The sequence below is a fragment of the Geomicrobium sp. JSM 1781026 genome, assembly GCF_041949955.1.
GTDB lineage: Bacteria > Bacillota > Bacilli > Bacillales > Marinococcaceae > Geomicrobium_A.
In genome coordinates this window covers 172,054-195,285 of the sequence record NZ_JBHFQF010000008.1, presented here as the reverse complement: position 1 = coordinate 195,285, position 23,232 = coordinate 172,054, and the positions used below count along the sequence as shown (strand labels likewise).

General features: G+C 45.5%; 21 protein-coding genes. 18 read left to right on the top strand and 3 right to left on the bottom strand.

What is annotated here, in order from left to right:
* Positions 1 to 68: 68 nt before the first annotated feature.
* The 7 genes from nagA (at position 69) to ACE1TF_RS15415 (ending at position 7,953) form a co-directional block, all read left to right on the top strand.
* Positions 69 to 1,238, top strand: coding sequence for an N-acetylglucosamine-6-phosphate deacetylase (gene nagA / locus ACE1TF_RS15445; protein WP_052364023.1), 1,170 nt, complete (start codon positions 69 to 71; stop codon positions 1,236 to 1,238).
* The gene (gene nagB / locus ACE1TF_RS15440) at positions 1,235 to 1,981 is read left to right on the top strand and encodes a glucosamine-6-phosphate deaminase (protein ID WP_375018080.1); all 747 of its coding nucleotides are present in this window, start codon (positions 1,235 to 1,237) and stop codon (positions 1,979 to 1,981) included. Before nagA ends, nagB begins: the two co-directional genes overlap by 4 nt.
* Positions 1,981 to 2,700, top strand: coding sequence for a GntR family transcriptional regulator (locus ACE1TF_RS15435; RefSeq protein WP_375018078.1), 720 nt, complete (start codon positions 1,981 to 1,983; stop codon positions 2,698 to 2,700). Before nagB ends, ACE1TF_RS15435 begins: the two co-directional genes overlap by 1 nt.
* A 232-nt stretch (positions 2,701 to 2,932) precedes the next feature.
* A complete protein-coding gene (locus tag ACE1TF_RS15430) occupies positions 2,933 to 3,703 on the top strand; it encodes an alpha/beta fold hydrolase (protein WP_375018076.1) in 771 nt (256 codons plus the stop codon).
* A 4-nt stretch (positions 3,704 to 3,707) separates the two neighbouring features.
* Positions 3,708 to 5,306 carry a Mur ligase family protein gene (locus tag ACE1TF_RS15425; protein WP_375018074.1) on the top strand — a complete coding sequence of 533 codons (1,599 nt, stop codon included), beginning with the start codon at positions 3,708 to 3,710 and terminating at the stop codon, positions 5,304 to 5,306.
* Between the two features lie 21 nt (positions 5,307 to 5,327).
* Entirely contained in the window at positions 5,328 to 6,557 is a 1,230-nt protein-coding gene (locus tag ACE1TF_RS15420) for a D-alanine--D-alanine ligase family protein (RefSeq protein WP_375018072.1), read from the top strand.
* Positions 6,558 to 6,954: 397 nt separating this feature from the next.
* Positions 6,955 to 7,953, top strand: a complete 999-nt coding sequence (locus ACE1TF_RS15415; protein ID WP_042403417.1) for an NADP-dependent oxidoreductase — start codon at positions 6,955 to 6,957, stop codon at positions 7,951 to 7,953.
* Positions 7,954 to 8,584: 631 nt separating this feature from the next.
* Here the strand turns inward: ACE1TF_RS15415 and ACE1TF_RS15410 are convergent.
* A complete protein-coding gene (locus ACE1TF_RS15410) occupies positions 8,585 to 9,466 on the bottom strand; it encodes a LysR family transcriptional regulator (protein ID WP_375018070.1) in 882 nt (293 codons plus the stop codon).
* 110 nt (positions 9,467 to 9,576) lie between these two features.
* On the opposite strand from ACE1TF_RS15410, the gene ACE1TF_RS15405 reads away from it, so the two are divergent.
* The 6 genes from ACE1TF_RS15405 to ACE1TF_RS15380 are packed head-to-tail and all read left to right on the top strand — an operon-like array spanning position 9,577 to position 16,989.
* Entirely contained in the window at positions 9,577 to 11,313 is a 1,737-nt protein-coding gene (locus ACE1TF_RS15405) for a thiamine pyrophosphate-requiring protein (protein ID WP_375018068.1), read from the top strand.
* Between the two features lie 33 nt (positions 11,314 to 11,346).
* Positions 11,347 to 12,459 (top strand): TRAP transporter substrate-binding protein, encoded by a 1,113-nt coding sequence (locus ACE1TF_RS15400; RefSeq protein WP_375018066.1) that lies wholly within the window; start codon positions 11,347 to 11,349, stop codon positions 12,457 to 12,459.
* 1 nt (position 12,460) lies between these two features.
* Positions 12,461 to 12,964, top strand: a complete 504-nt coding sequence (locus tag ACE1TF_RS15395) for a TRAP transporter small permease subunit (protein WP_375018064.1) — start codon at positions 12,461 to 12,463, stop codon at positions 12,962 to 12,964.
* Positions 12,954 to 14,258, top strand: a complete 1,305-nt coding sequence (locus ACE1TF_RS15390) for a TRAP transporter large permease (RefSeq protein ID WP_375018062.1) — start codon at positions 12,954 to 12,956, stop codon at positions 14,256 to 14,258. Before ACE1TF_RS15395 ends, ACE1TF_RS15390 begins: the two co-directional genes overlap by 11 nt.
* A gap of 28 nt (positions 14,259 to 14,286) precedes the next feature.
* Positions 14,287 to 15,747, top strand: coding sequence for an aldehyde dehydrogenase family protein (locus ACE1TF_RS15385; RefSeq protein WP_042403424.1), 1,461 nt, complete (start codon positions 14,287 to 14,289; stop codon positions 15,745 to 15,747).
* A gap of 30 nt (positions 15,748 to 15,777) precedes the next feature.
* Positions 15,778 to 16,989, top strand: coding sequence for a 4-hydroxybenzoate 3-monooxygenase (locus ACE1TF_RS15380; RefSeq protein ID WP_375018059.1), 1,212 nt, complete (start codon positions 15,778 to 15,780; stop codon positions 16,987 to 16,989).
* A 48-nt stretch (positions 16,990 to 17,037) separates the two neighbouring features.
* Here ACE1TF_RS15380 and ACE1TF_RS15375 read toward each other — a convergent pair whose 3' ends face one another.
* Both ACE1TF_RS15375 and ACE1TF_RS15370 read right to left on the bottom strand, forming a co-directional pair.
* Entirely contained in the window at positions 17,038 to 17,958 is a 921-nt protein-coding gene (locus tag ACE1TF_RS15375) for an amidohydrolase family protein (RefSeq protein ID WP_375018057.1), read from the bottom strand.
* Positions 17,959 to 17,983: 25 nt separating this feature from the next.
* Positions 17,984 to 18,772 (bottom strand): IclR family transcriptional regulator, encoded by a 789-nt coding sequence (locus tag ACE1TF_RS15370; RefSeq protein ID WP_042403427.1) that lies wholly within the window; start codon positions 18,770 to 18,772, stop codon positions 17,984 to 17,986.
* Positions 18,773 to 18,950: 178 nt separating this feature from the next.
* Between ACE1TF_RS15370 and ACE1TF_RS15365 the strand changes: the two genes are divergently transcribed.
* From ACE1TF_RS15365 to ACE1TF_RS15345, 5 genes are read left to right on the top strand one after another with little or no spacing between them, the layout of a single operon-like run.
* Positions 18,951 to 20,423 carry an aldehyde dehydrogenase gene (locus ACE1TF_RS15365; RefSeq protein WP_375018055.1) on the top strand — a complete coding sequence of 491 codons (1,473 nt, stop codon included), beginning with the start codon at positions 18,951 to 18,953 and terminating at the stop codon, positions 20,421 to 20,423.
* A gap of 16 nt (positions 20,424 to 20,439) precedes the next feature.
* Entirely contained in the window at positions 20,440 to 21,216 is a 777-nt protein-coding gene (locus tag ACE1TF_RS15360) for a 2-keto-4-pentenoate hydratase (protein WP_375018053.1), read from the top strand.
* Between the two features lie 12 nt (positions 21,217 to 21,228).
* Positions 21,229 to 22,017: a 2-keto-4-pentenoate hydratase gene (locus ACE1TF_RS15355; RefSeq protein WP_042403430.1), complete on the top strand. Its 789-nt coding sequence runs from the start codon at positions 21,229 to 21,231 to the stop codon at positions 22,015 to 22,017.
* Between the two features lie 10 nt (positions 22,018 to 22,027).
* Positions 22,028 to 22,231 (top strand): 4-oxalocrotonate tautomerase, encoded by a 204-nt coding sequence (locus ACE1TF_RS15350; RefSeq protein ID WP_042403432.1) that lies wholly within the window; start codon positions 22,028 to 22,030, stop codon positions 22,229 to 22,231.
* Positions 22,232 to 23,053: a DODA-type extradiol aromatic ring-opening family dioxygenase gene (locus ACE1TF_RS15345; protein ID WP_375018050.1), complete on the top strand. Its 822-nt coding sequence runs from the start codon at positions 22,232 to 22,234 to the stop codon at positions 23,051 to 23,053.
* Positions 23,054 to 23,232: the final 179 nt, after the last annotated feature.

Here is a 23,232-nt window from a genome sequence, read left to right as displayed (position 1 = left end):
AACATAAAAATATTGGTCTAGACAACTAGAAGTCATAGTGATATGTTACAAGAAAAGAGGTGAGAGCGTTGCGGGAAGTAATTCTAGCGGGATTGAATGTCGTTTCGGATGGTTTGTTTATGGACAACGCGTATATTCACATGCGTAACGGCAAGATTGTTTATGTTGGTAAGAACGACAAAACGAGTTTTCCTGCACATATTCCGGTCCGCACGTATGATGACGATACGACAGCGTTGCCAGGATTCATTGACGTGCACATTCACGGTGGCTACGGTGTCGATGTGATGGACGCAACCGAAGACGTGTTCACAACCCTCGGAGAAAAATTGCCGACGGAAGGAACGACCGCCTATTTAGCGACAACGATAACGAGCAGTAAGGCTCGAACTGTACAAGCGCTCCAGCAGTGTGCCCAGTCGGTGAAAAAGCTTGGGTCTGCTGAGTTACTAGGTGTGCATTTAGAGGGCCCGTTTATTCACCCTGACAAGCGTGGCGCTCAACCGCTCCAGCATATAGAACGTGCAGACGTAGAGATGTTTGCAGAGTTCCAACGAGCTGCCGACGGTACAATCCGGATCGTTACGCTCGCCCCCGAGATCGAAGGCGCAAACAAACTTTTGCAAAAATGCAACGATGAACGAGTGATCGCATCGATTGGACATACGACCGTTGATTACGAAACGTTGGAGCAACTTGTTCAAGATAAACCGATGCACGTGACTCATTTGTACAATGCCATGCCAGGACTGCACCACCGGGCGCCAGGTGTCGTCGGGGCAGCGTTTACGTTCCCTTCATTAAAAAGTGAATTGATTGTTGACGGGATGCATAGCAAGGCAGGAGCGGTGAGGAGCGCATTTCAAGCCATCGGTTCGGACCGTTTGTTCTTAATTACCGATTCGATGCGCGCGAAAGGAATGCCTGATGGCGATTATGATTTAGGGGGACAAACGGTACGTGTGCACGGTGAGAAAGCGACGCTTGAAGACGGCACGTTGGCAGGCAGTGTTTTGCGAATGAACGATGCTGTTCGGCTCATGCGCACGTTTACGGATGCATCGTGGGAAGACGTTGCCAAGATGACGTCTTGGAACCAAGCAAAAGCGCTGAACATCTCTAATAGAAAAGGAAACGTTGCGGCGGGCTTTGATGCCGATGTTGTGCTGTTTGGGCAAGACGTGCTGCAAGAGACTTGGTGCGCGGGACAATTGCGATTTGAGGAGGGGTCAAAATGAACGTATATGTGATGAAAGATTATGAAGAAATGAGCGGAGCAGCTGCCGAACAAATCGCAAAAAAAATGCTCCACAATCCTAAAATTGTGTTAGGTTTAGCCACTGGCGGCACACCTGAAGGGATGTACCGCTATTTAGTTGAAAAATATTACCGGAGAGAGTTATCTTTTCAACATGCGACGACGTTTAATCTCGATGAGTATATCGGTCTTAACGATGACCACCCACTAAGCTATCATGCGTATATGAAGAAGCACTTGTTTGACCATGTGGATGTGCGTACAGACCACACCCATCTGCCAAATGGAAAGGCTCGTGACATTGAACAAGAATGTCTGAACTATGAGCAGCAGATTCAGTTGAGCGGAGGAATTGACTTGCAAATACTCGGTCTCGGGCACAACGGACACATCGGCTTTAATGAACCGAATACGTCGTTTGATTCACGTACGCATCGCATCGAACTCGATGAGCAGACGCGAGAAGCGAATGCCCGTTATTTTGACACATTAGAAGAAGTGCCAAGCGAAGCAATTACGATGGGCATCTCGACAATTTTAGAAGCAAAAGAAATTCTCGTTCTCGTCTCTGGGGCGGATAAAGCGGAAGCAGTGCGAAAAATGATCAGTGAGGCGCCAAATCCAAACCATCCAGCGACAGTATTGCAAAACCACCCGAAAGTGACGCTATTTATTGACGAAGCAGCCGCTGTGGAGTTGGATGAGAGTATGGCGACGAAGTGATGATTGATAAACAATCGAAAATCCCCATCTATTATCAACTCGAACAAAGCATGAAAGAGCAAATTCAGGAAGGCGAGTTAGAAGAACACGAAGTTTTACCTCCTGAACGAGAGATCGCTGAGCGTTATAGCATTAGTCGCATGACCGTTCGCCAAGCGTTGAACAACCTCGTCCAAGAAGGCATCTTGTACCGGCAACAAGGCAAAGGCACGTTTGTAAGTGCCAAAAAAATGACGCACGTCATGAAAGATTTAACGAGTTTTACCGAAGAGATGCGCGAGCGGGGCTTCTCACCAGGCAGTCACTTTCTTGCTTTTGAAGAGGTTAGCGCTCCGAGCGAGGTGACCATACAACTTAGCGTGGCAGAAGGTGCAAAAGTTGTTCAAATTAAACGAGTCCGCCTCGCAAATGAAGAACCGATGTGCATCGAAACGGTGTGGATTCCGCGATCCCTTTTTCCTACACTAAAAAGAACCGACGTCGAGTCGTCATTTTATTCGGCGGTAGAGCGTGCAGGTTTCGAGATTGTCTCTGCAGAGCAATCGTTCGAAGCAAGTGTAGCTACAAGACAGGAAGCGAAACGGCTAGGTATTTCTGAAGGCAGCGTCGTGATGAGAATGAAACAAACATCATACCTAGAAACAGGAGAAGCTTTTGAGTTTGTCGATTCTGTGTACAGAGGCGACCGTTATACGTTTTTCCAGACACTATCCCGATAGAAATAAGCCTTCCGCATCTTTGGCGGGGCTTATTTTTTTGATAAAGTGAATCAAGAATTGTTCAACAGTGAACGATTCGTGACATACGCTGAAAGTGAAGCAAATCTTCTTTTGTTACTCACTGGCATCATGTAAAATAAAATAAAAAGCCAACGAAGTATGTGCTGTGTTATGATAGGAGAATGAGCGTCGTCTGCACGCATGCTTTAACAATAGAATGGGGCGTAATAACGTGTTTATAGATATTCATGGAAAGCAGGTTCATTTCCATTGCTCGGGCGAAGGAAAAGACGTCCTGCTCCTTCACGGTTGGGGAGCCAATATTCAAGCCTTTGGCCCAGTTCATCGAAACCTTGAACAACATTTTAAAGTATGGTCCATCGACCTTCCCGGATTTGGAGAAAGTGAAGAGCCACCAAAGCCTTGGGGTTCAGATGACTTTGCGAAAATGCTTAGAGAATTTATACTGAAACAAAACATAGAAGATCCAATTTTGATCGGTCATTCCAATGGTGGGCGTGTATCGATCCGCTATGCGTCTGAACATCCGGTAAACAAAGTCATTCTCGTTGACAGTGCCGGTGTGAAACCGAAACGCAAACTGAACTACTATATGAAAGTCTATTCATTTAAAACGGCAAAGAAAATACTGAGCTTACCGGGCCTTCGATCACGTAAAGAAGAGATTCTCTCTAGTATGAAGAAAAAGGTCGGCTCAACCGATTATCAAAACGCATCCGGGGTGATGCAACAGACACTCGTGCGGGTTGTCAATGAAGATTTGCAGCATCTTATGCCAAAGGTCACGGTCCCAACCCTACTCGTATGGGGGGAGAAGGATGATGACACTCCTGTTTCCGACGGTGAAAAGATGGAGAAGTTAATTCCTAACGCTGGACTGGTCGTCCTTAAAGGTGCAGGGCATTTTTCATACCTCGATAACCTCCAAGAGTTTTTGATTGTCATTAATCATTTCCTCGAAAAAGACAAGGAGGCCATCTAAACATATGGAAAGTCTGCTCATCCTACTACTTGCCATTGCCTGGGCATTATACACAATCATCCGTCTGAAACGGAATGTCCATATGTTGCAGCTCAACTCATATCGTAATGAACGTTATTTCCGCTGGATGAAAGGAAATACAAAGAAAGCATTTCGCTTATGGGATTTGTTGCCACTCTTGTCTTTGATCGCACTGCCGCTCTCTGAAAACATATCCTTTTACGTGATTGCTGCTTGGGCAATTATCGTGTTTGCATCATTGACTGCACTGCGCCCTCAGACTGAAGAGAAGAAAAAGCTCGTCTATACATCAAGAGTGAAGCGACTGTTAACGGCCATTGGTCTCGTTTACTTGCTCATCTTTTTAGGTGCGTTCTGGTGGAGCGCTGGTGGCACGTTTACGATGGGTCTATTCATTGCAATCCTTGCGGTTGCAACATTTCTTGCGTACTTTATCGTCATGGTGGCGAACGTCATTACGATGCCGATTGAGTTACAAATTAACCAATATTACTTCCACGATGCCGAGCGGATCGTACGTGACATGCCGAACTTAGAAGTCATTGGGGTAACTGGAAGTTACGGGAAAACGAGTACGAAGCATATCCTAAAAGCGGTGCTCGCAAGCAAATATAATGTGTTAATGACACCTGAAAGTTACAACACAAAGATGGGCGTCACGCGGACCATTCGTGAACAATTAAAGCCGTACCACGATCTTTTTATTGCTGAGATGGGTGCCAAGCAAGAGCACGACATTGAAGAAATCTGTACACTCGTTAACCAGAAATACGGGATCGTGACGGCGATCGGTGAACAGCATCTTGAGACATTTAAGACGTTGGAAACAATTAAGAAAACGAAGTTTGAGCTTGTTGAAACACTGCCGCACGACGGGACGGCATTTTTGAATAAAGATGACGACAACATCCGCGCGTATCCGCAAGTGAATAGTGTACGCACGATGTATTACGGAATCGATGCTGAAGACTTACACTACCGGGCGACGAATATCACGTATTCAGGTAAAGGAACGACGTTTACTGTCGAAAAATATGACGGAACGAGTGTTGAGATTCAAACGAAACTGCTCGGGCGTCACAACATTTATAATATCCTTGCTGCGGTTGCCATTGGTGCGGAGAAGAATATTCCGCTTGACGTCATTGCCCGCGCGATTAAAGGTGTTGCCCCTGTTGCGCATCGACTTGAACTGAAACGAACGAGCGATACACTCACGATTATTGATGACAGTTTCAACTCGAACCCATCAGGATCAAAGATGGCAGTAGAAGTTCTCGGATACATGCCCGAGAAGAAAATATTGATTACGCCAGGGATGATCGAACTTGGCGATCGTGAATATGAATTGAATAAACGTTTGGCAACGCATGCTGCAGATGTGTGTGATTACATTATCCTTGTCGGTAAAAAGCAGACCATCCCGCTGCAAGATGGACTTCAAGAAGCGGGGTATTCAGAAGACAAGTATTATGTCGCGTCGAATTTGCAAGATGCACTCGCGAAGATGCGAGACGTGACGGCCACGGAACCTTCCGTCGTTCTGTTAGAGAATGACTTGCCGGACACATTTGAAGAGTAAGACTGAACGGAGATGAATGCGATGAAAACTAGAGTAGGTGTTTTTTTCGGCGGGATTTCTGTAGAGCATGAAGTGTCGGTCATTTCAGGACTCCAAGCCATTCATGCGATGGACACGGACCGTTATGAACCGGTTCCGATCTATATTAGTAAAGACCGCACGTGGTATACAGGGGAATCACTGCTTGATATTGAAGCGTACAAAGACTTGAAGAACCTTTTGCAAGAATCAACGGTCGTCACACCGATTGCCGCAGAAAATGGTGGCATCATTTTGCAAAAGTTGCCTGTACCACGATTTGGCAAACGCGAAGCGGGTCAAATTGATGTCGCGTTTCCAGTTCTCCACGGAACATTCGGCGAAGATGGGGTTTTGCAAGGGTTATTTGAACTCATGAACATCCCATATACCGGTTGTGACGTTGGGGCTTCTGCGGCGGGTATGGACAAAATCACGATGAAGCAAGTTCTTCGTAATGAAGGATTGCCTGTGCTCGATGACGTATGGTTTTATGGGCGCGAATGGGATGAAGACATGGAGGCCGTTGTTACCCAAGTCGAAGAGAAGTTGGGATACCCGGCGATTGTCAAACCCGCGAACCTCGGTTCCAGTGTTGGCATTGGAATTGCTAGAAACCGCACATCGCTAGAGACCGCTGTAGAAGAAGCGTTAGAATACGCTAGTAAGCTCGTCATTGAACCACTCATCGGGGAACTAAAGGAGATTAACTGCTCAGTTCTCGGAGACACAGAGCACGCTGAAGCATCGGTACTCGAAGAAGTATTAAAGACAGAAGAAATCCTTAGCTATGCAGATAAATATCAAGGCAGTTCAAACGGCGGCAGCAAATCAAGTGGAGGTTCAAAAGGGACGAGTGGCGGAATGGAAAGCACCGATCGCATCATCCCTGCTCCGGTTTCTGATGAACGCACAGAAGAAATCCAATCACTAGGAGTGCGCACATTCAAAGCCCTCGGTTGTGGTGGCGTATCGCGCATCGATTTCATGATCGATGAAACGACCGACTCCGTCTACGTGAATGAAATTAACACAATTCCAGGGTCCCTTTCCTTCTACTTGTGGGAGCCTGCCGGCAAAGACTTTCAGACACTCACACATGACATGATCCAGCTAGCATTAAAACGCCAGCGCGATCGCGAACGCCTCACCTTTTCCATTGATTCCAACCTGTTCTCCTTGCAAGGCGGCGGTGGTGGAAAAGGCGGAAGCAAAGGTGGAAGTAAGAAATAAGCACGATGAAAAATATAAAAAGCGACACCCCCAGTCATTGTTCATGAATGGGGGTGTCGCTTTTGTACGATGTTATTTAACATGGACGAGCGGGGGTTCGATTGGGAGGGCGCGTTCTCATGGTAAGATTCTCTCCGCATTGCCCGCATTTTAGGCTGAAATCGTACCATTGGGCTTTCTATTGTAAGATTTGCAGTAATATCCCTCATAAATTAAGAGAAACCTTACCACAGTTGATTTAATGGGGAGATTTTTACCTCAGGCGCTTTCAAACGAGAGTTAAAATATAAAGGAGCATATTGTTGTACGACAAGAAGCCTCCAAGCATAACTCAACAAGTAGGCATGGTTTAAACTTACGTATTTGAAGGAATAGTGATTGGACGGAGGTGCTCACAATGAAACAAATACGACTAAAAGAACGACCGGTTGGTGTTCCAACCGAAAATACCTTTTATTTTCATGAAGCGGAAGTTCAAAAGCCAAAGGACGGAGAGGTGTTACTAAAAACACTGTATCTTTCCGTCGATCCATATATGCGTGGCAGAATGTCATCAGCCAAGTCTTACGTTGAACCTTTTCAAGTTGACGAACCGCTTAACGGTGGCATCGTAGCTGAAGTCGTGGAGTCAAAGTCAGAAGGGTTAGCCGAAGGTGACGTCGTCACAGGTTCCCTCAATTGGGCTGAATACAACACAACAGCAGGGAAGAATGTTCGCAAGCTACAACTTGCCGGCGCCCCTGCTTCACATGCCCTTGGCGTGCTCGGGATGCCAGGACTCACCGCCTATTTTGGCATGTATGAAATCGGTGCACCCAAAGCTGGCGAAACCGTCGTCATCTCTGGTGCTGCTGGAGCTGTCGGCTCTGTAGCTGGCCAATTAGCCAAGAAACAAGGCGCTCGCGTCATTGGCATTACCGGTTCCAAAAAGAAGCAAGACTACCTAAGCTCCATCGGTTTTGATGCGACCATCAATTATAAAGAAGACAATTTGGAGCACGCGCTCGATGAACAGTGTCCAGATGGCATTGACGTCTACTTCGAAAATGTCGGCGGAGAAATCAGTGATCATATCTGGCCAAGATTAAACACCTTTGCCAGAGTACCCGTTTGCGGTGCTATATCCGCCTACAACAACACAAAAAAAGAAGAAAACTTCGGACCTCGTGTCCAATCCTTCCTGATTAAGTCGAGAGTGAAGATGCAAGGATTTCTCGTTGCTGACTTCGCTGACAAATATAAAGAAGCTTACCAAGCACTAGCCGAAGGGCTAAAAAACGGAGATATTCAGTTTGAAGAGACCATTCATGAAGGTTTTGAAAACGTACCCCGTGCCTTCCTCGGCCTCTTTGAAGGCGAGAACATCGGGAAACAACTCGTCAAAGTAGCCGAATAAAAAGATTGACTATCTGACGGATGTCCAATATTGGACATCCGTTTTTTAAATGGGGGGGAGTGATCGCGGGAGGCCCGGACATGTGAAACTTCGAGGATGTATACGTGGATGGGGTGGGGATTGCTCGCCCAAACATCTCCGCATCATTTTGGTAATACCTAGGAGATCCGCGATCTAGATCACGCCCGAAACGATCTAGATCGCATTAAAAAAGTGGATTTTACCAGAAACTGGGCGATCTAGATCGTTTTCCTGGTGATCTAGATCGTTTTTCACGAATTTCAACACCGGCGGTGGCGATGGATGTTCATTTTTGGGAATTTATAGGAGATCTGCGATCTAGATCGATTTAGAACACCGCAGTTTACATCAGACTAGGCAATCTGTGAACGTTCGTTTCTCCATCGAACTTCCCCCTGTTTACCCAAATAAACCTCAAGAGCTAGCAACTATCGGCACCCAAGGTGCCGAAAATAAACCGAACTTTCATCGGCATGGCTCATGCCGATTGCATGTTGGCATTTGAATGTGAAGGGTGAGTGACTTTCTTTCACCTCACGCTAATGTCATATATGGGTAAGTAATCATATAGACCGTTTTCTGCCGCCCACCCACATCGCTTCAACCTCACTCACTGCACTAAAAGGTCTTTAAAGTGCTGGGCGGCCCTGGAGATGTGGCGGTCTTTCGGGGTAATCAATGCGGTGGTGGTCGTCACATGGCAATCTGTAATTCGGTAGATGGAGAAGTTATCTTTAGAGAATGTAGACAAGACAGCTTCTGGAAGCATAATTCCGCCTAATCCACTTTCGACGAGCGTGAGTAATGTTGTCGCATCCGGGGATTCGCATATGTAATTTGGAGTGAGTCCGTGATGTTTGAAGGCTTCGTGTACGAGCTCATATATGCCAATGCCTTTTACGCGATGCAGGGCGAAAAGCGGCAATCCGGCAATTTCTTTCATTGTTACGGTTTGTCTGTTTGTCGCAATCCATTGATGCTTTGCTGTGATAAAATAAAAGGGTTCCTCTTCATCCAATGGGGTGAAATGTAGTTGATCGTGTGGATGAGGAGAACGGACGAGAGCGACGTCAATCTCGCGATCATGTATCGAAGCGGCTAACTGAAAAGGGTCTCCTGAAAGGATTTGAATATGTACGTTTGGCCACTGTTCATGAAAGAAGCGAATGGTCGCTGGTAAATGATGAAGGCATGATTTCACACACCCAATTTGAAGTGTGCCTCGTAATCCTTCGCCTGTATCTTTGACGATGTCGACGACGTCATCAAATTCTTTAAGCAGTTCAATGCCCCGCTCGTACAATAGTTCCCCTGCCTCTGTTGGCAGGAATTTTTTTCCGACACGGACGAGCAGTTGTGTGCCCATTTCTTTCTCTAAACGTCGGATTTGTTGACTAAGGGGCGGTTGCGCCATGTTGAGTTTTTGGGCAGCGGTCGTTATTTGTCCTTCTTGTACGACAGTGACGAAATAACGGACGTGTCTAATTTCCATATTATCCCATCCTATATGTTATTAATATATTTGATTATTATAATTATATTATATAAGTTTGTATAGCTGTGATACAATTCTGAACACAAACGTAAGGAGGAGATTCCACGATGGAAATTACGAAAACAGAAAAATTATATACGAGTGCGGATGCAATGCTCGAAGCGTTCAAAGAGATGGGTGTTTCTTATATTTTTGGAAACTTTGGAAGCGATCATCCGGCCATTATTGAAAGTCTTGCTCATTTTAAGCAACAAGGCATCTCAATGCCTGAAGTCATTATTTGTCAGCATGAGATGGTGGCTCTCAGTGCCGCTCATGGGTACGCCCAAGTGACAGGTGAGCCCCAAGCCGTCATTATACATGTGGATTGTGGGACACAAAATCTTGGCGGAGCCGTACATAATGCAGCTAAAGGAAGAATACCGGTCATTATTTTCGCTGGAATGTCACCGCTTACACAAGAAGGTGAGTTGCCTGGTAGCCGCAACGAATACATTCATTGGCTCCAAGATGCCCATGATCAGTCAGGGATTGTGCGAAACTATGCAAAGCACGCTTACGAAATTCGCACTGGGAAAAATATTAAACAAGTGATGCACCGTGCGAAGCAGCTAGCTGTGAGTGATCCGCAAGGTCCAGTCTACCTAACAGCGGCGAGAGAAGTTTTAGAAGAATCAAGCGAACCGGTGAGCCTTAATCATTCAAAGTGGAAGGGCCTCGCCCCCCAAGCAGTTGCTAAAGAAAAGCTCAATGACATGGTTGAGAAATTAACGGCAGCAGAACGACCGCTTATTGTAACTTCTTATATCGGTAGACAGGAAGAGTCGGTGCATGAACTCGTGAAACTAGCAGAAGCGCTAAGTATTCCTGTGCTTGAATCTGCACCGAGTCGTATGAATTTCCCAGCAGAGCACCCGCTACACGTAGGTTATCGTTGGAATGAAAGTTTTGAAGACCCTTATGTAACGACAGCGGATGTGATTCTCGTTATTGATAGCGACGTACCGTGGATTCCTTTAACGAACCGTCCTCAAGAAGATGCTGATATTTATTATATTGATATGGATCCACTCAAGGAAACAACACCTTTATGGTATTTTCCGTCCAATGAATTTATTAAAGCGGATAGTCTTGTATTCTTGAAACAGTTGAATGAGAAAATTGCGCGGACAGAATTAAACTATGAAAGAATCACTGACCGACATGAAGCCGTTATGAAACACCATGAGAAAACGCGCGAGGCTTGGAAACAAAAAGAAGTCGTTTCAAGTGATGGAAGAATTACACCTGAGCTCCTATCGGCTAAGCTACGTGAAGTTCTAGATGAAGACGCTATTGTCATGAGTGAAGCGATTACCAACTTTACGACTGTGAATCAACATATTCCACGTTCACTACCTGGGTCGTACTATAGCCTAGGCGCCAGTTCTTTAGGTTGGAACGGTGGTGCGGCAGTCGGTGCGAAACTTGCTTCACCAAACCGTCTCGTCGTGAGCTTAACTGGAGATGGATCGTATGTATTTAGCAATCCAACGCCAGTACATTGGATGTCGAGAAAATATGACGCGCCGTTTTTGACCGTTATTTTCAATAACGAACAGTGGAATGCACCGAAGTTCTCCACATTAGGTGTGCACCCTGAAGGTGTTGCGCATGAAACAAATCAATTCTGGACAATGTTTGACCCGAGTTCGAATTTATCAGGAGTTGCAGAAGCAGCTGGCGGCGCCTATGCGGTATGTGTCAACGATGCAGACGAACTGACCCAAGCGTTAACTGAAGCGATTAACGTTGTAAAAGGTGGAAGATCAGCTGTAGTCGATGTGCGTGTGACGGGACGTTAAAAAATTCAGATTGTTGCGCATAGGAGAACAACAGTGTTTGATGTTGTACAAGACTTCGCTACACTAAAATCAACGAAGAAAGGGGGCATTCAGGTGAAGGGTATGAAATGTAACCGCTTACTAGCCATTTCTAGTTTTGCATCACTTGTTTTGTTAGCTGGCTGTCAAACAGCAGAAACGAGTGGGGAGACGGTGAATGAGGTTGATCTTGCGTTTTCATCATTTATGCCAGGTCCTCACCCGCAGCATACGGATGTGTTTTATCCATTTATTGAAGAAGTAGAAGAAGCAACCGACGGCAGGGTGACGGGCACGTTGTACGCGGGCAATGCGTTGTCGAAAGCGGATCATCATTACGACTTAGTCGTCAATGGTGTGGCTGATATGTCTATTGCGCTACACGGGTATACGCCAGGGCGCTTTCCTGTAACCGGTGTCACTGAGCTGCCATTTATGGGGGAGAACGGCACAAAAGGAACAGAGATTTTGTGGTCACTGTATGAAAAGTACCCTGAAATTGAAGCTGAGCATGAAGGGGCGCGGGTAGGTTGGCTTTTCAAAAATGATCCTGCGCAAATTTTTACGACCGATACACCCATCCATTCACCTGAAGACCTTAAAGGGTTAAAAATACGAACCCCTTCCCCGGCAGCACGGGACATTCTAGAGGCATACGGTGCCATTCCAGTGTCTATGCCGATGGGTGATGTATATGAAGGGATGCAACGTGGTGTCATTGATGGAGCGTTAGCACCGGCCTCGGTTGTGACAAATTTTCAGCTTGCAGATGTAACCGGATACATCACGGAAGGGAATTTCTACACGAGCAGTTTGTTTGTCGTCATTAACCCTGGAACATGGGATGAACTGTCAGCTGAAGATCAAGACTCACTCGACGAAATTATGGGCGAAAACATGGCGATGAAAGCGGCTGAAGTGTATGACCATGATGGAGTTGAAGGCTTTATTGCCGCAGAGGAAGCGGGTGTTGAGATTTATACCATTCCAGAAGAGGAGATGGGTGTCTGGGAAGAACCGGTGCTTCCGCTCTATGAAGCATGGGTCGAAGATATGGAAGCGGACGGGTATGATGGTCAAGGAATTCTTGATGATGCGATCCGTTTAAGAGATGAGGGGGCAGAGTAAGGTGCTCGACCGGACAATTTCTAGTTTTGAAACCGTAGTATTACAAATTAATAAAATTGCAGCGATTATCGCAGGCGTAATCCTGCTTGCGATGATGACGCTCACGTTTTTAGATGTTGTAGGTAGGTTCTTTTGGCAACCGATTACTGGTGCACATGAGCTAACGTATATGGCACTAGCGTTGATCGTATTTTTGAGCCTTGGGTTTACGCAAGTGAAAAAAGGACATATTTCTATAGATTTCCTCGTGGAGCGTTTCCCGAGACGTTTCCAAGCATGGTTATCACTCATTACTTACGGTGTGATGCTCGTCATCTTAGCGCTCATGACGTGGAAGACGTTTACGTACTCTGTGCAAATCTCTTCTACAGTAACGGGGGATCTAGGGTTGCCGGTATCTGCCTTCATAATTACCGGGGGCATAGGACTCGCGATATTTGTGCTCACCATCGTTCTTGATTTCTTGAAATCTGTCCGAGAGGTGGTCGGTCAAGATGAGTCCTGAGTTTATTGGTGTGATCGCCATCGTTGGTTTGTTCGTCTTGTTATTGTTGCGCGTACCGGTAGGGGTTTCACTACTTCTTGTCGGATTCTTCGGATTTTGGCAGTTACTCGACTTGGATGTTGCTCTAGCGCAACTGGGCATGAGTGCATTCGGAACGGCAAGCAACTACGGTTTAAGTGTGATGCCGATGTTTATTTTGATGGGGATGTTCCTTTCCTATAGTGGTTTGGCGAAAGACCTTTTCAAAGCAGTAAACAATTGGGGTGGGAAAGTGAACGGCGGGCTTGGCATGGCGACGATCGGCGCATCGGCGATCTTCTCCTCCATTTCCGGTTCTGTGAATGCGACAACCGCAACACTCGCAAAAGTCGCCATCCCTGAAATGAAATCGTATAAGTATCATCCGGGGTTAGCCTCCGCATGTGTCGCAGCAGGCGGGACGCTCGGTGTTTTAATTCCGCCAAGTGTCATTCTCATATTGTATGGCATTTTAACGATGGAGCCGGTCGGTGAATTACTCATCGCGGGCGTCGTACCGGGGCTTCTGCTCACGATTACGTTTATGGCAGTCGTCTATATTCAAGTGAAAAGAAAACCAGAACTTGCTCCGAGTACCGACTATGAGGTGAGCTGGAGAGAAAAGTTTCTCTCACTTTCAGAAATCTGGCCGTTTGCGATTATTTTCCTTATAAGTATGGGCGGTATTTACATGGGGTTCTTCACGCCGACCGAAGCCGGTGGCGTTGGAGCCATTAGTGCACTCGTCGTCGCTTTACTCACAAAAAAATTAGACTTCAAAAAATTGCTAGAGTCTGTTGATGAGACGTTGCGACTTACGGCGATGATTTTCTTAATTTTGATTGGCGCGGGCTTGTTTAGTCAGTTTTTAGCAATGAGTCAAATCCCTGCAGCGGCAACGTCTTTCGTAACCGGTCTAGACGTTTCCCCATTTGTCATTATTGCGATATTGCTCGTTGTCTATTTCTTGCTCGGGTTATTTCTTGAAGGTATTGCGATCCTCGTTTTGACGTTGCCGATTGTGTATCCAATCGTGACGGGACTTGGGTTTGACGGGGTTTGGTTTGGCATCATTATGGTGATGGTCTTTAACATGGGTGTCATCACACCACCGCTTGGAATTAGCGTGTTTGTCATTAACGGTGTCGTTCGCGATATTCCTGTGCAGACGATCTTCCGAGGTGTCGTACCGATGTTAATTGCGATGGTTATATTTACAGCGGTTCTCGTTATGTTCCCACAAATAGTACTTACACTACCGAATTTAATGCAGTAGCTAATGAAAAGAGAGGCGGGATTAGCCAATGGAAAATTACGAACAGTACGCGAAAAGTTACACGAACGGAGAATGGGTAGCCGGGGGTAGTGACCGCTCGTTTGATAACGTAAACCCTTATAACGATGAAGTGATTGCGAGCATTCCACTAGCAACAAAACAACAACTAGAGCAAGCTTTTGAGGCGGCAAAACATGCACAAAAATCTTGGGCCAAAACGCCAGCAGACGAACGAAAAGTATACATCGAAAAGGCAATTGAATACTTCAAAGACAACAAAGACGAAATTGTACTTATGCTTTCCAAGGATACCGGAGGTTCTGTCTTAAAAGCGAATGTAGAATTCGGCCTCACGATGGAAATTCTCGAAGAGTCATTAAACTATGTTCACGAATTGGAGCATGTGCACGAAGTGTCTAATCATGTTCCGGGAAAAAAGAGCAAAATATACCGGACACCTCTCGGTGTTGTGGCGTCCATTTCACCGTTTAATTTCCCAATGAATTTGTCGATGAGAAGCATCATTCCAGCAATTGCCCTTGGAAATACGGTCGTTCACAAGCCGGATATTCAAGTTGCTTTTAGCGGTGGTGTTATGATTGCAAAAGCTTTTGATTATGCGGGATTACCTAAAGGTGTTTTTAACATGTTGCTCACAGATATTGAGGAAATAGGGAACGGGATGATTGACCATCCCCTTGCTGAGTTGGTTAGCTTCACCGGTTCAACGGCAGTAGGTAAGAAAATTGGCGAAACCGCTGGGCGCAATTTGAAAAAAGTCGCATTAGAACTAGGTGGAAATAGCCCATTCGTCGTTCTCGAAGATGCAGATGTTGACCAAGCAGTGAATGCTGCAATTTTTGGGAAGTTCATTCACCAAGGACAGATTTGCATGATTATTAATCGCATGATCATTCACGACGCGGTCTACGATTCGTTTGTTGAGAAGTTTGTCGAGCGGGCGAAAAAGATTCCATACGGTGACCAAACGAACCCTGAGACGATTATCGGGCCAATCATTAATAAAGATCAGTTAAAGAAAGTGAATGCACTTATTGAACAAGGGAAAAAAGAAGGAGCTACACTCGCTTTAGAAGGAGAGCAGATTGGAAATGTCATCACTCCTTATGTGTTTACTGACGTTCAAAACGACTCTGAACTCGCCCAAAGTGAAGTGTTCGGCCCTGTTGCTACGATGATTCGCGCCAAGTCTGATGAAGAGGCGATTTCTTTGGCAAACGATACGTCGTACGGCTTAAGTTCAGCCATCTTTACGAGTGATTTTGAACGAGCAGAAACACTTGCACTAGAACTGGATGCGGGGATGACCCACATTAACGATCAAACAGTGAACGATGCTCCAAATGTACCGTTTGGTGGGAACAAAGCAAGTGGCCTTGGGAGGTTTGGAAACCCATGGGTTGTTGAAGAGTACACAAACCCAAAATGGGTCACCGTTCAAGAAGAAACGCGTAAATATCCATTCTAAAACAGATAACAAAGATAGGAGTGTAGAAGGATGCATACGAATGTTGTCATTATTGGTGCGGGGCCTGCAGGGTTAATGCTCTCACATTTATTATCTCAAAATGGAATTGACTCCATTATATTGGAAAAACGATCACGCAAAGAAATTGAGGAGACGGTCAGAGCGGGCGTTTTAGAACAAGGGACCGTTGATTTATTGAAAGAAACCGGTGTGGGTACTCGAATTGAGCATGAAGGATTTGAGCATGAAGGCATTTATCTACAGTTCGGTCAAAAACGCGAACGCATTGACTTTCCGTCGTTGACGGGTGGGAAGAAGGTCGTTGTTTATCCGCAGCACGAAGTATTGAAAGATCTGCTCAAAGCGCGGATTGAAGATGGGGCAGCGATTCATTTTGAAGTCAATGAAGTAAAAACCCACGCCATTCATTCAAATAAACCGTACGTAACATACACTCCGGTAAAGGGTGCTTCAGAAGAAACCATTACGTGTGACTATATTGCAGGGTGTGATGGTTTTCACGGACCGTGCCGTGAAACGGTTACCGAGTCGGACTGTTCAGAGTATGAGAAGCTGTATGATTACGGTTGGCTAGGCGTTCTAGCCGAAACAGAGGTCGCAAGTGATGAACTGGTGTATGCGAATCATGAAAATGGGTTTGCGCTATTAAGTACCCGCACGCCTACACTGCAACGTTTTTATTTGCAAGTGGATCGAAAAGACGACATCAATCTTTGGTCAGATGATCGGATTTGGACAGAACTGAAGAAGCGTTCAGATATTGGTGACGGAAAAGAATTAAAGGATGGTCCAATCGTTTCCAAAAACATCGTTTCCATGAGAAGTTATGTGTGCGAGACGATGCGCAAAGGCAATTTGTTCCTTGCTGGTGATGCTGCGCACATCGTTCCTCCTACCGGTGCAAAGGGCTTGAATCTAGCGATTAGTGATATCCAAATTCTTGCCGAAGGTTTAAAAGAGCGGTATCACAATGGCAGTGAAAATTTATTGGATCGTTATGAAGAAATCGCTTTGCAAAGAATTTGGAAAGCTCAACGTTTCTCATCGTTCATGACGACCCTTCTTCATACAGACGTGAAAAAGACGAAGTTTGAACGAAAAATTCAAGAGAGTGAATTTCATTATTTAGTATCATCGGAAGCCGCGAAACGCTCGTTAGCGGAAAACTATACAGGTTTGCCGATTGAATGGGGTCGCGCGCTAGCTCCGCAATATTCATAACTAAAAAGGGTTGTTATGCATGTTATGTGCGTAACAACCCAGCTTTTGTTAAAGGAAACTTGGTGTTTGATTTAATTTATGTTGATCGATTTTCCAATCATTCAATTCAAACGGAAAGTCTGAACCAGGGATCACTTGGTTTTTTCCGGCAATTTCGAGCAAATAGTCTAACGTGCGCTCATCCCAAAGGACGCTGTCATAATAGAAGGAAGCCGCATATTCAAGTGGTGTTCGCTGGAGCTTTGCGAATTCATTTTCCCATGATTGGAACCCTTTGGACATTCTCCCGATTTGGTAAGGAAGAAACCCACCACCGTGAGCCAATAGAAAGGTGATGTTCGGATAGCGGTCAAGAACGCCTTGCACAATAAGGTTCGCAGCAGCAATGGTCGTTTCCCACGGCACGCCGATGAGGTTCGGCAGTTTTGAATGGTTAAGACGTGGATCGCTATGCAGAAGGGGGTGAACGAACAGAACAGCTTGAGTTGCATTCGCCGCTTCGAACAATGGATCAAAGAAAGAGTCAGCCAACGTTCGTTCCCCAAACCCTGGGCCGACAATGGCTCCCTTCAACCCTTGTTGGATCGCTTGTTCCAATTCTTTGGCCGCTTGCTCAGGTGACTGTAAAGATAACGTAGCCAATCCTTCGAACGTGGCATCTTTCGCTTTTAAATGAACGAGCGCGTCGTTGTACACTTGAACAAGCTCACTCGTCACATCAACGGGTTGATCATAAAGAAACAGTTGAGGTACAGGGGAAACGAGTGCTTTACGAAAGGATGAGTACGCCGCTGTAAACGACTGTGTGCGTGTGAAATTTTCATTTAATGGAAATGCCCATTTGTCGTTAATGGAAAGTAAGGTTGTTTGTTCGTTTTTTTTGATCCACTTCGCATTGATGAGTGTTTTGTTCTCTTCAATCCATTGTTGTACTTGTTCTGGTATAAAATGTGTATGAGAATCAATCATGACGGACAGCTCCTAAATGTAATGGTTATTGTCTAAATCCTAGTTTTCGACTAATCTGTTTGCCGGCGTCAACCACTCTGCGTGTATGCGTATGAATCGTATATTGGTTCACACGTTGAACCGGTCCGATGAGATTGACTGAAGCAATCACTTTGCCTGTATAATCTCGAATCGGCGCAGCGATTGTAGCAACGCCTTCAGACAGTTCCTCCAAACTAATTGCGTAGCCTTTAGCGCGGACATCACGAAGCTCGTCGCGGAGTTCATCAACTGTTGTGATTGTATTTTTTGTATGGGCGACAAAACCGTCACCTTCAACAGCTTGTAATAGACGTTCTTCATGATCGTGATACGCGAGCAAGATTTTTCCTGAGCTTGTGCAATAGGCCGGGTTTCTCTTTCCGATATGGGTGAACGCTCGGACTTGGTGTTTGCTTTCGACCTTTTGCAAATAGATCACCTCATGCTGGTCCAAAATCGCGAGGTGGGAGGTTTCTTGCGTCCGCTCGGTCAATTCATGCAAAACAGGTCCTGCCTCTTGATGAATGTCATACGTTGACGTACATACGCTCGCAAGAGAGAGGATCGACAATCCGAGACGAAAGCGTTGATTGTCTGGATTTTTTTCAATAAATCCTTCTTGCTGCAATGTGGCCATCATCCGACTCACGGTACTCTTCCCAAGATTCAAACGTTTCGAAATGTCAGTAAGTTTAAGTTCTGGCTCATCCATGGAAAAGCAATGCATAATACGCAACGCGTTGCGCACAGAAGAAAGTGTGTAATCTCGCTTTTTATTTATAACCGTTTCCATCGGGTGAACTCCTTTCTCGAGTAATTGTAACTAGACTATAGCATAGAAGTTTAAAGAATAAAGGCAAGAAATTCAAAAAAATTAAAAATAGTTCCGCATAGAAGAACAAAGATGTTTTATAAGGTACTTTTATAACGTAACCTACGAAGTAAGAAGAGAATAACTAGGAGGTTATCACATGAGTACAACGTCAACAGATGTAAAAGTACAAGGAATTGATTGTCAGCTATTTATTAATGGCAAGTATCAACCGTCCGTATCCAACAAAACTTTCAACAATATAAATTCAGCAACAGAAGAAGTCATTGGCACGGTAGCCGAAGGTACGAAAGAGGATGTAGACTTAGCTGTACAATCAGCAAGAAGAGCGTTAAATGGTCGTTGGAAAGAGATGACCACCAATGAGCGCTCAGCAATTTTAAGACGTATCGGTGATTTAATTCTAGAACGACAAGACGAATTGGCGAAATTGGAAGCGCTTGATACAGGAAAACCGTTATGGTTAGCGAATAAGATAGATATTCCGCGTGCAGCGTACAACTTCCACTTTTTTGCAGATTATATGACGACGCTCGGGACTGAAGCTTACCAACAAGACCAGGAAGCGTTGCACTACGCTTTGCGTAAGCCAGTCGGTGTGATCGGAATGATCAACCCGTGGAACTTGCCACTCCTGTTATTAACATGGAAGCTCGCGCCTTGTCTTGCAGCAGGAAATACAACTGTAATGAAACCTGCAGAATGGACGCCAATGACCGCGACAGTACTTGCAGAAATTTGCAAAGAAGCAGGTGTTCCAGACGGTGTTGTTAACGTCGTTCATGGGTTTGGTCCAGGATCAGCAGGGGAAGCAATTTCGGCACATGATGATGTAGATGCGATTACGTTCACTGGGGAAACGTCAACGGGAACAGCAATCATGAAAGCAGCTGCACCAACGTTGAAGAAGTTGTCCTATGAACTTGGTGGAAAGAACCCAAACATTATTTTTGCGGATTCTGATCTTGATGAAGTCGTAGAGACAACGATTAAATCAAGCTTTATTAACCAAGGACAAGTTTGTTTATGTGGTTCAAGAATTTATGTGGAGCGCGGAGCGTACGATGAGTTTTTAGAGAAGTTCGCTGCGAAAACAAAAGAACTAAAAGTCGGCAATCCGTTTGATGCGGATGTAAATCTCGGCGCAATGATCTCGAAAGAACACTATGAGCGTGTGCTCTCTTATATCGAACTTGCAAAAGAAGAAGGCGGAGAGTTTTTGACAGGCGGGCAAGTGACTGAAGGAATGGATAAAGGGTATTACATCAACCCGACGATCATTACCGGTCTAGACCGTAGCTCACGTTGTGTAAGAGAAGAGATCTTCGGACCGGTCGTGACGGTCATTCCGTTTGATCTTGAAGATGAGGTCATCGGTCAAGTGAACGATACACATTACGGTTTGGCGGCAAGTATTTGGACGAATGACTTAAGACGTGCCCACCGTGTTGCCGATGCTGTGGAAGCAGGAATTATTTGGGTGAACACGTGGTTCTTACGTGACCTACGAACGCCTTTTGGTGGTATGAAGCAAAGTGGTGTCGGTCGTGAAGGCGGTATTCATAGCTTTGAATTCTACTCAGAGTTAAAGAACGTAACGATTAAATTATAGAGAGGAACGGGTCAACATGCATGCACAAATTGCTAAGGATCTGCATCAAGCAGCCACATCGAGAGTGTCGATCCCACCTCTAACCGCGACTCATGAAGGCTTAACGGTTGAGGATGCGTATCAAATTCAAACCGAGTTTCTTCAGTTAAAAGATTCAAAAGAAACAAGACAGACCGGTCGCAAGATCGGTCTTACCTCCAAGCCGATGCAACAGCTTCTCGGTGTGAATGAGCCAGATTACGGTGTGTTGTTCTCAGATATGCTCATTCAAAATGATGGTGTAGTCGAAACCAATCAAACGATGCAACCGAAAGTTGAAGCAGAAATTGCGTTCGTACTGAAGCGAAACTTGCAAGGTCCAAATGTTACAGTAGCCGATGTGTTTGAAGCGACAGATTATCTCGTTCCTTCCATTGAAATTGTCGACAGCCGGATTAAAGATTGGAAGATTACCCTTCCTGACACGATAGCGGATAACGCTTCTTCGGGTCTGTATGTGCTCGGCAATAAAGTGACAGCACCACGTGATGTGGATGCCAAATCTGTAGGCATGGTGCTCTACAAAAATGGTGAAATTGTTGGAACAGGTGTCGGCGCACTGGCAATGGGCGACCCCGCAACGTGTGTTGCGTGGCTTGCAAACAAATTATCAGAGTATGGCGAAGAGCTAAAAGCTGGGGAAACGATTTTATCAGGCGCCCTATCCGCGGCCGTTGAAGCAGCTCCAGGTGATCATTTCACTGCGAAACTAGCGCATCTAGGCGAGGTAAACGTTCGCTTTGCGAAATCTTAGGAGGATCATACGATGACGACAACTTTACAAAAAGATCTAGCAAGCCATCTGTTGGCATGTGAAGAGAATGTTCAAGATACAGTAAAAGTAACAAAAGAGATGGCACCTGATTTAACGATTGAAGAGGCCTATCTTGTACAAGAACAACTTGTACAAATGAAACTTGACAAAGGACTCACCATTGTCGGTCCTAAAATGGGACTGACGAGTAAGGCGAAATTGACGCAAATGAACGTTGACGAGCCGATTTACGGGTATGTATTCTCCAATATGGTTCATGACAACAAGAGTCAAGTCTCTATGAAAGAACTCATTCATCCAAAAGTCGAAGCAGAAATCGCCTTTGAACTTGGAGAAGACATGGAAGGACCAGGTGTATCTGCTGCAGACGTTATGCGAGCGACAGCCGCGTTCATTCCTGCGGTAGAAATTATCGACAGTCGCTACAAAAATTTTGAATTCACCCTTCCGGATGTGATTGCGGATAACGCATCGTCATCAAAAGTTGTATTTGGGGAGCGTGTCCCAAATCAACAAGACTTGGAACTTGATCTTCTAGGAGCAACCATTACAATCAATGATGAAGTGAAAGCAGGAGGAGCAGGCGCCGCGGTATTAGGTCATCCAGCGAATGCCATCGCTATGCTCGTGAACATGCTAGCGAAAAAAGGCGAGAAATTGAAAAAAGGCCAAATCATACTATCAGGGGCAATTACTGAAGCAATCTTAGCTGAAACCGGAGATCAAATTGGTGTCTCCATTGATCAACTAGGTGAAGTAAAGTTCTCTTTCATAGACTAGGAGGGATCATATGCCATTGATTCAAGTATCGATCATGGAAGGGCGCAGTGAAGAAAAAATTGAAAAGCTCATTCATGAACTAACGAAAACAACGGCCGAAACACTCGAGTCTCCGATTGAAAACGTTCGGGTTCTCGTCAACGAGATGCCGACGACACATTGGGGCATTGCCGGTGAAAGTGTGTCCAAGAAGAAATCCAAGGAGGCGAACTAGATGTCAGTTGAATTAGGTGTGCTCGCAGCTCACGTACCTAGCATTTGCCATCGAGAGAACATTCCTCCATTCCAAGAGAATCTCGTTAAGGAAATGGATCAGATTGCTAAAGACATCGAAGAGATCAATCCTGAGCTCATTTGCATCGTGTCTTGCCATTGGATCTCAACATTCAACCATTATGTAGACGTTGCACCTGAGCATAAGGGGATTTTAACCGCTTTTGAATGCCCGGACATCATTTCAGATGTGGCGTATGAATATAAGGGTGATCGAGAGATTGCAAACGAGATGGTTCGTGCTGGGAAAAGTGCACGGATCCCTGTTACTGCAGTCGACGACCCGACGTACGTTTGGGATTATGGCACGGTTGTGCCACTGCGCTATTTGTTGCCGAAACTTGACGTACCCGTCATTAGTCTGTTCATTGCCGAAGCGGCAGGACTAGATGAAACGAGGCAATGGGGAGAAGTCATTCGCTCGGTTATAGATGAATCTGGAAAGAAGACCGTATTCATCTTCAGTGGAGCACTTGCCCACAACCTCGTGAGAGGGCGCATCAACATGCCGACCATCTCTGAGCAAGCGTTGGATAAACAATTTATCGATTACACGATGCAACGTGACTTGCAATCTATGCAGACGATGCTCCCACAATACGCAAACACCGCAGGCGTCGAAGGTGGTGGCCGACACTTAGCGATGATGCTCGGCATCATTGACGAAGAGTATAAGCCTGACTTCAAAGCTTACGCTCAGTCTTCAGGTAGCGGCAACGCTATCATCACCTTTGAAAAAGAAAAGAGCGCCACGAAAGTATAACGAACGTAACGCATCAGAAAAAAACGCCTTGCCCCAATCGCATAATTGGGGCAAGGCGTTTTTTTAAAGCGATCATGACTAACGTCGATTGCCACAGAAGGCACCCCACTCGGTATCCTCGTCCCGAGCGTAAGTAGGAAAGCTGTTTAATCGAGGAGTCTAGGTCGTTCGGGCTAGGG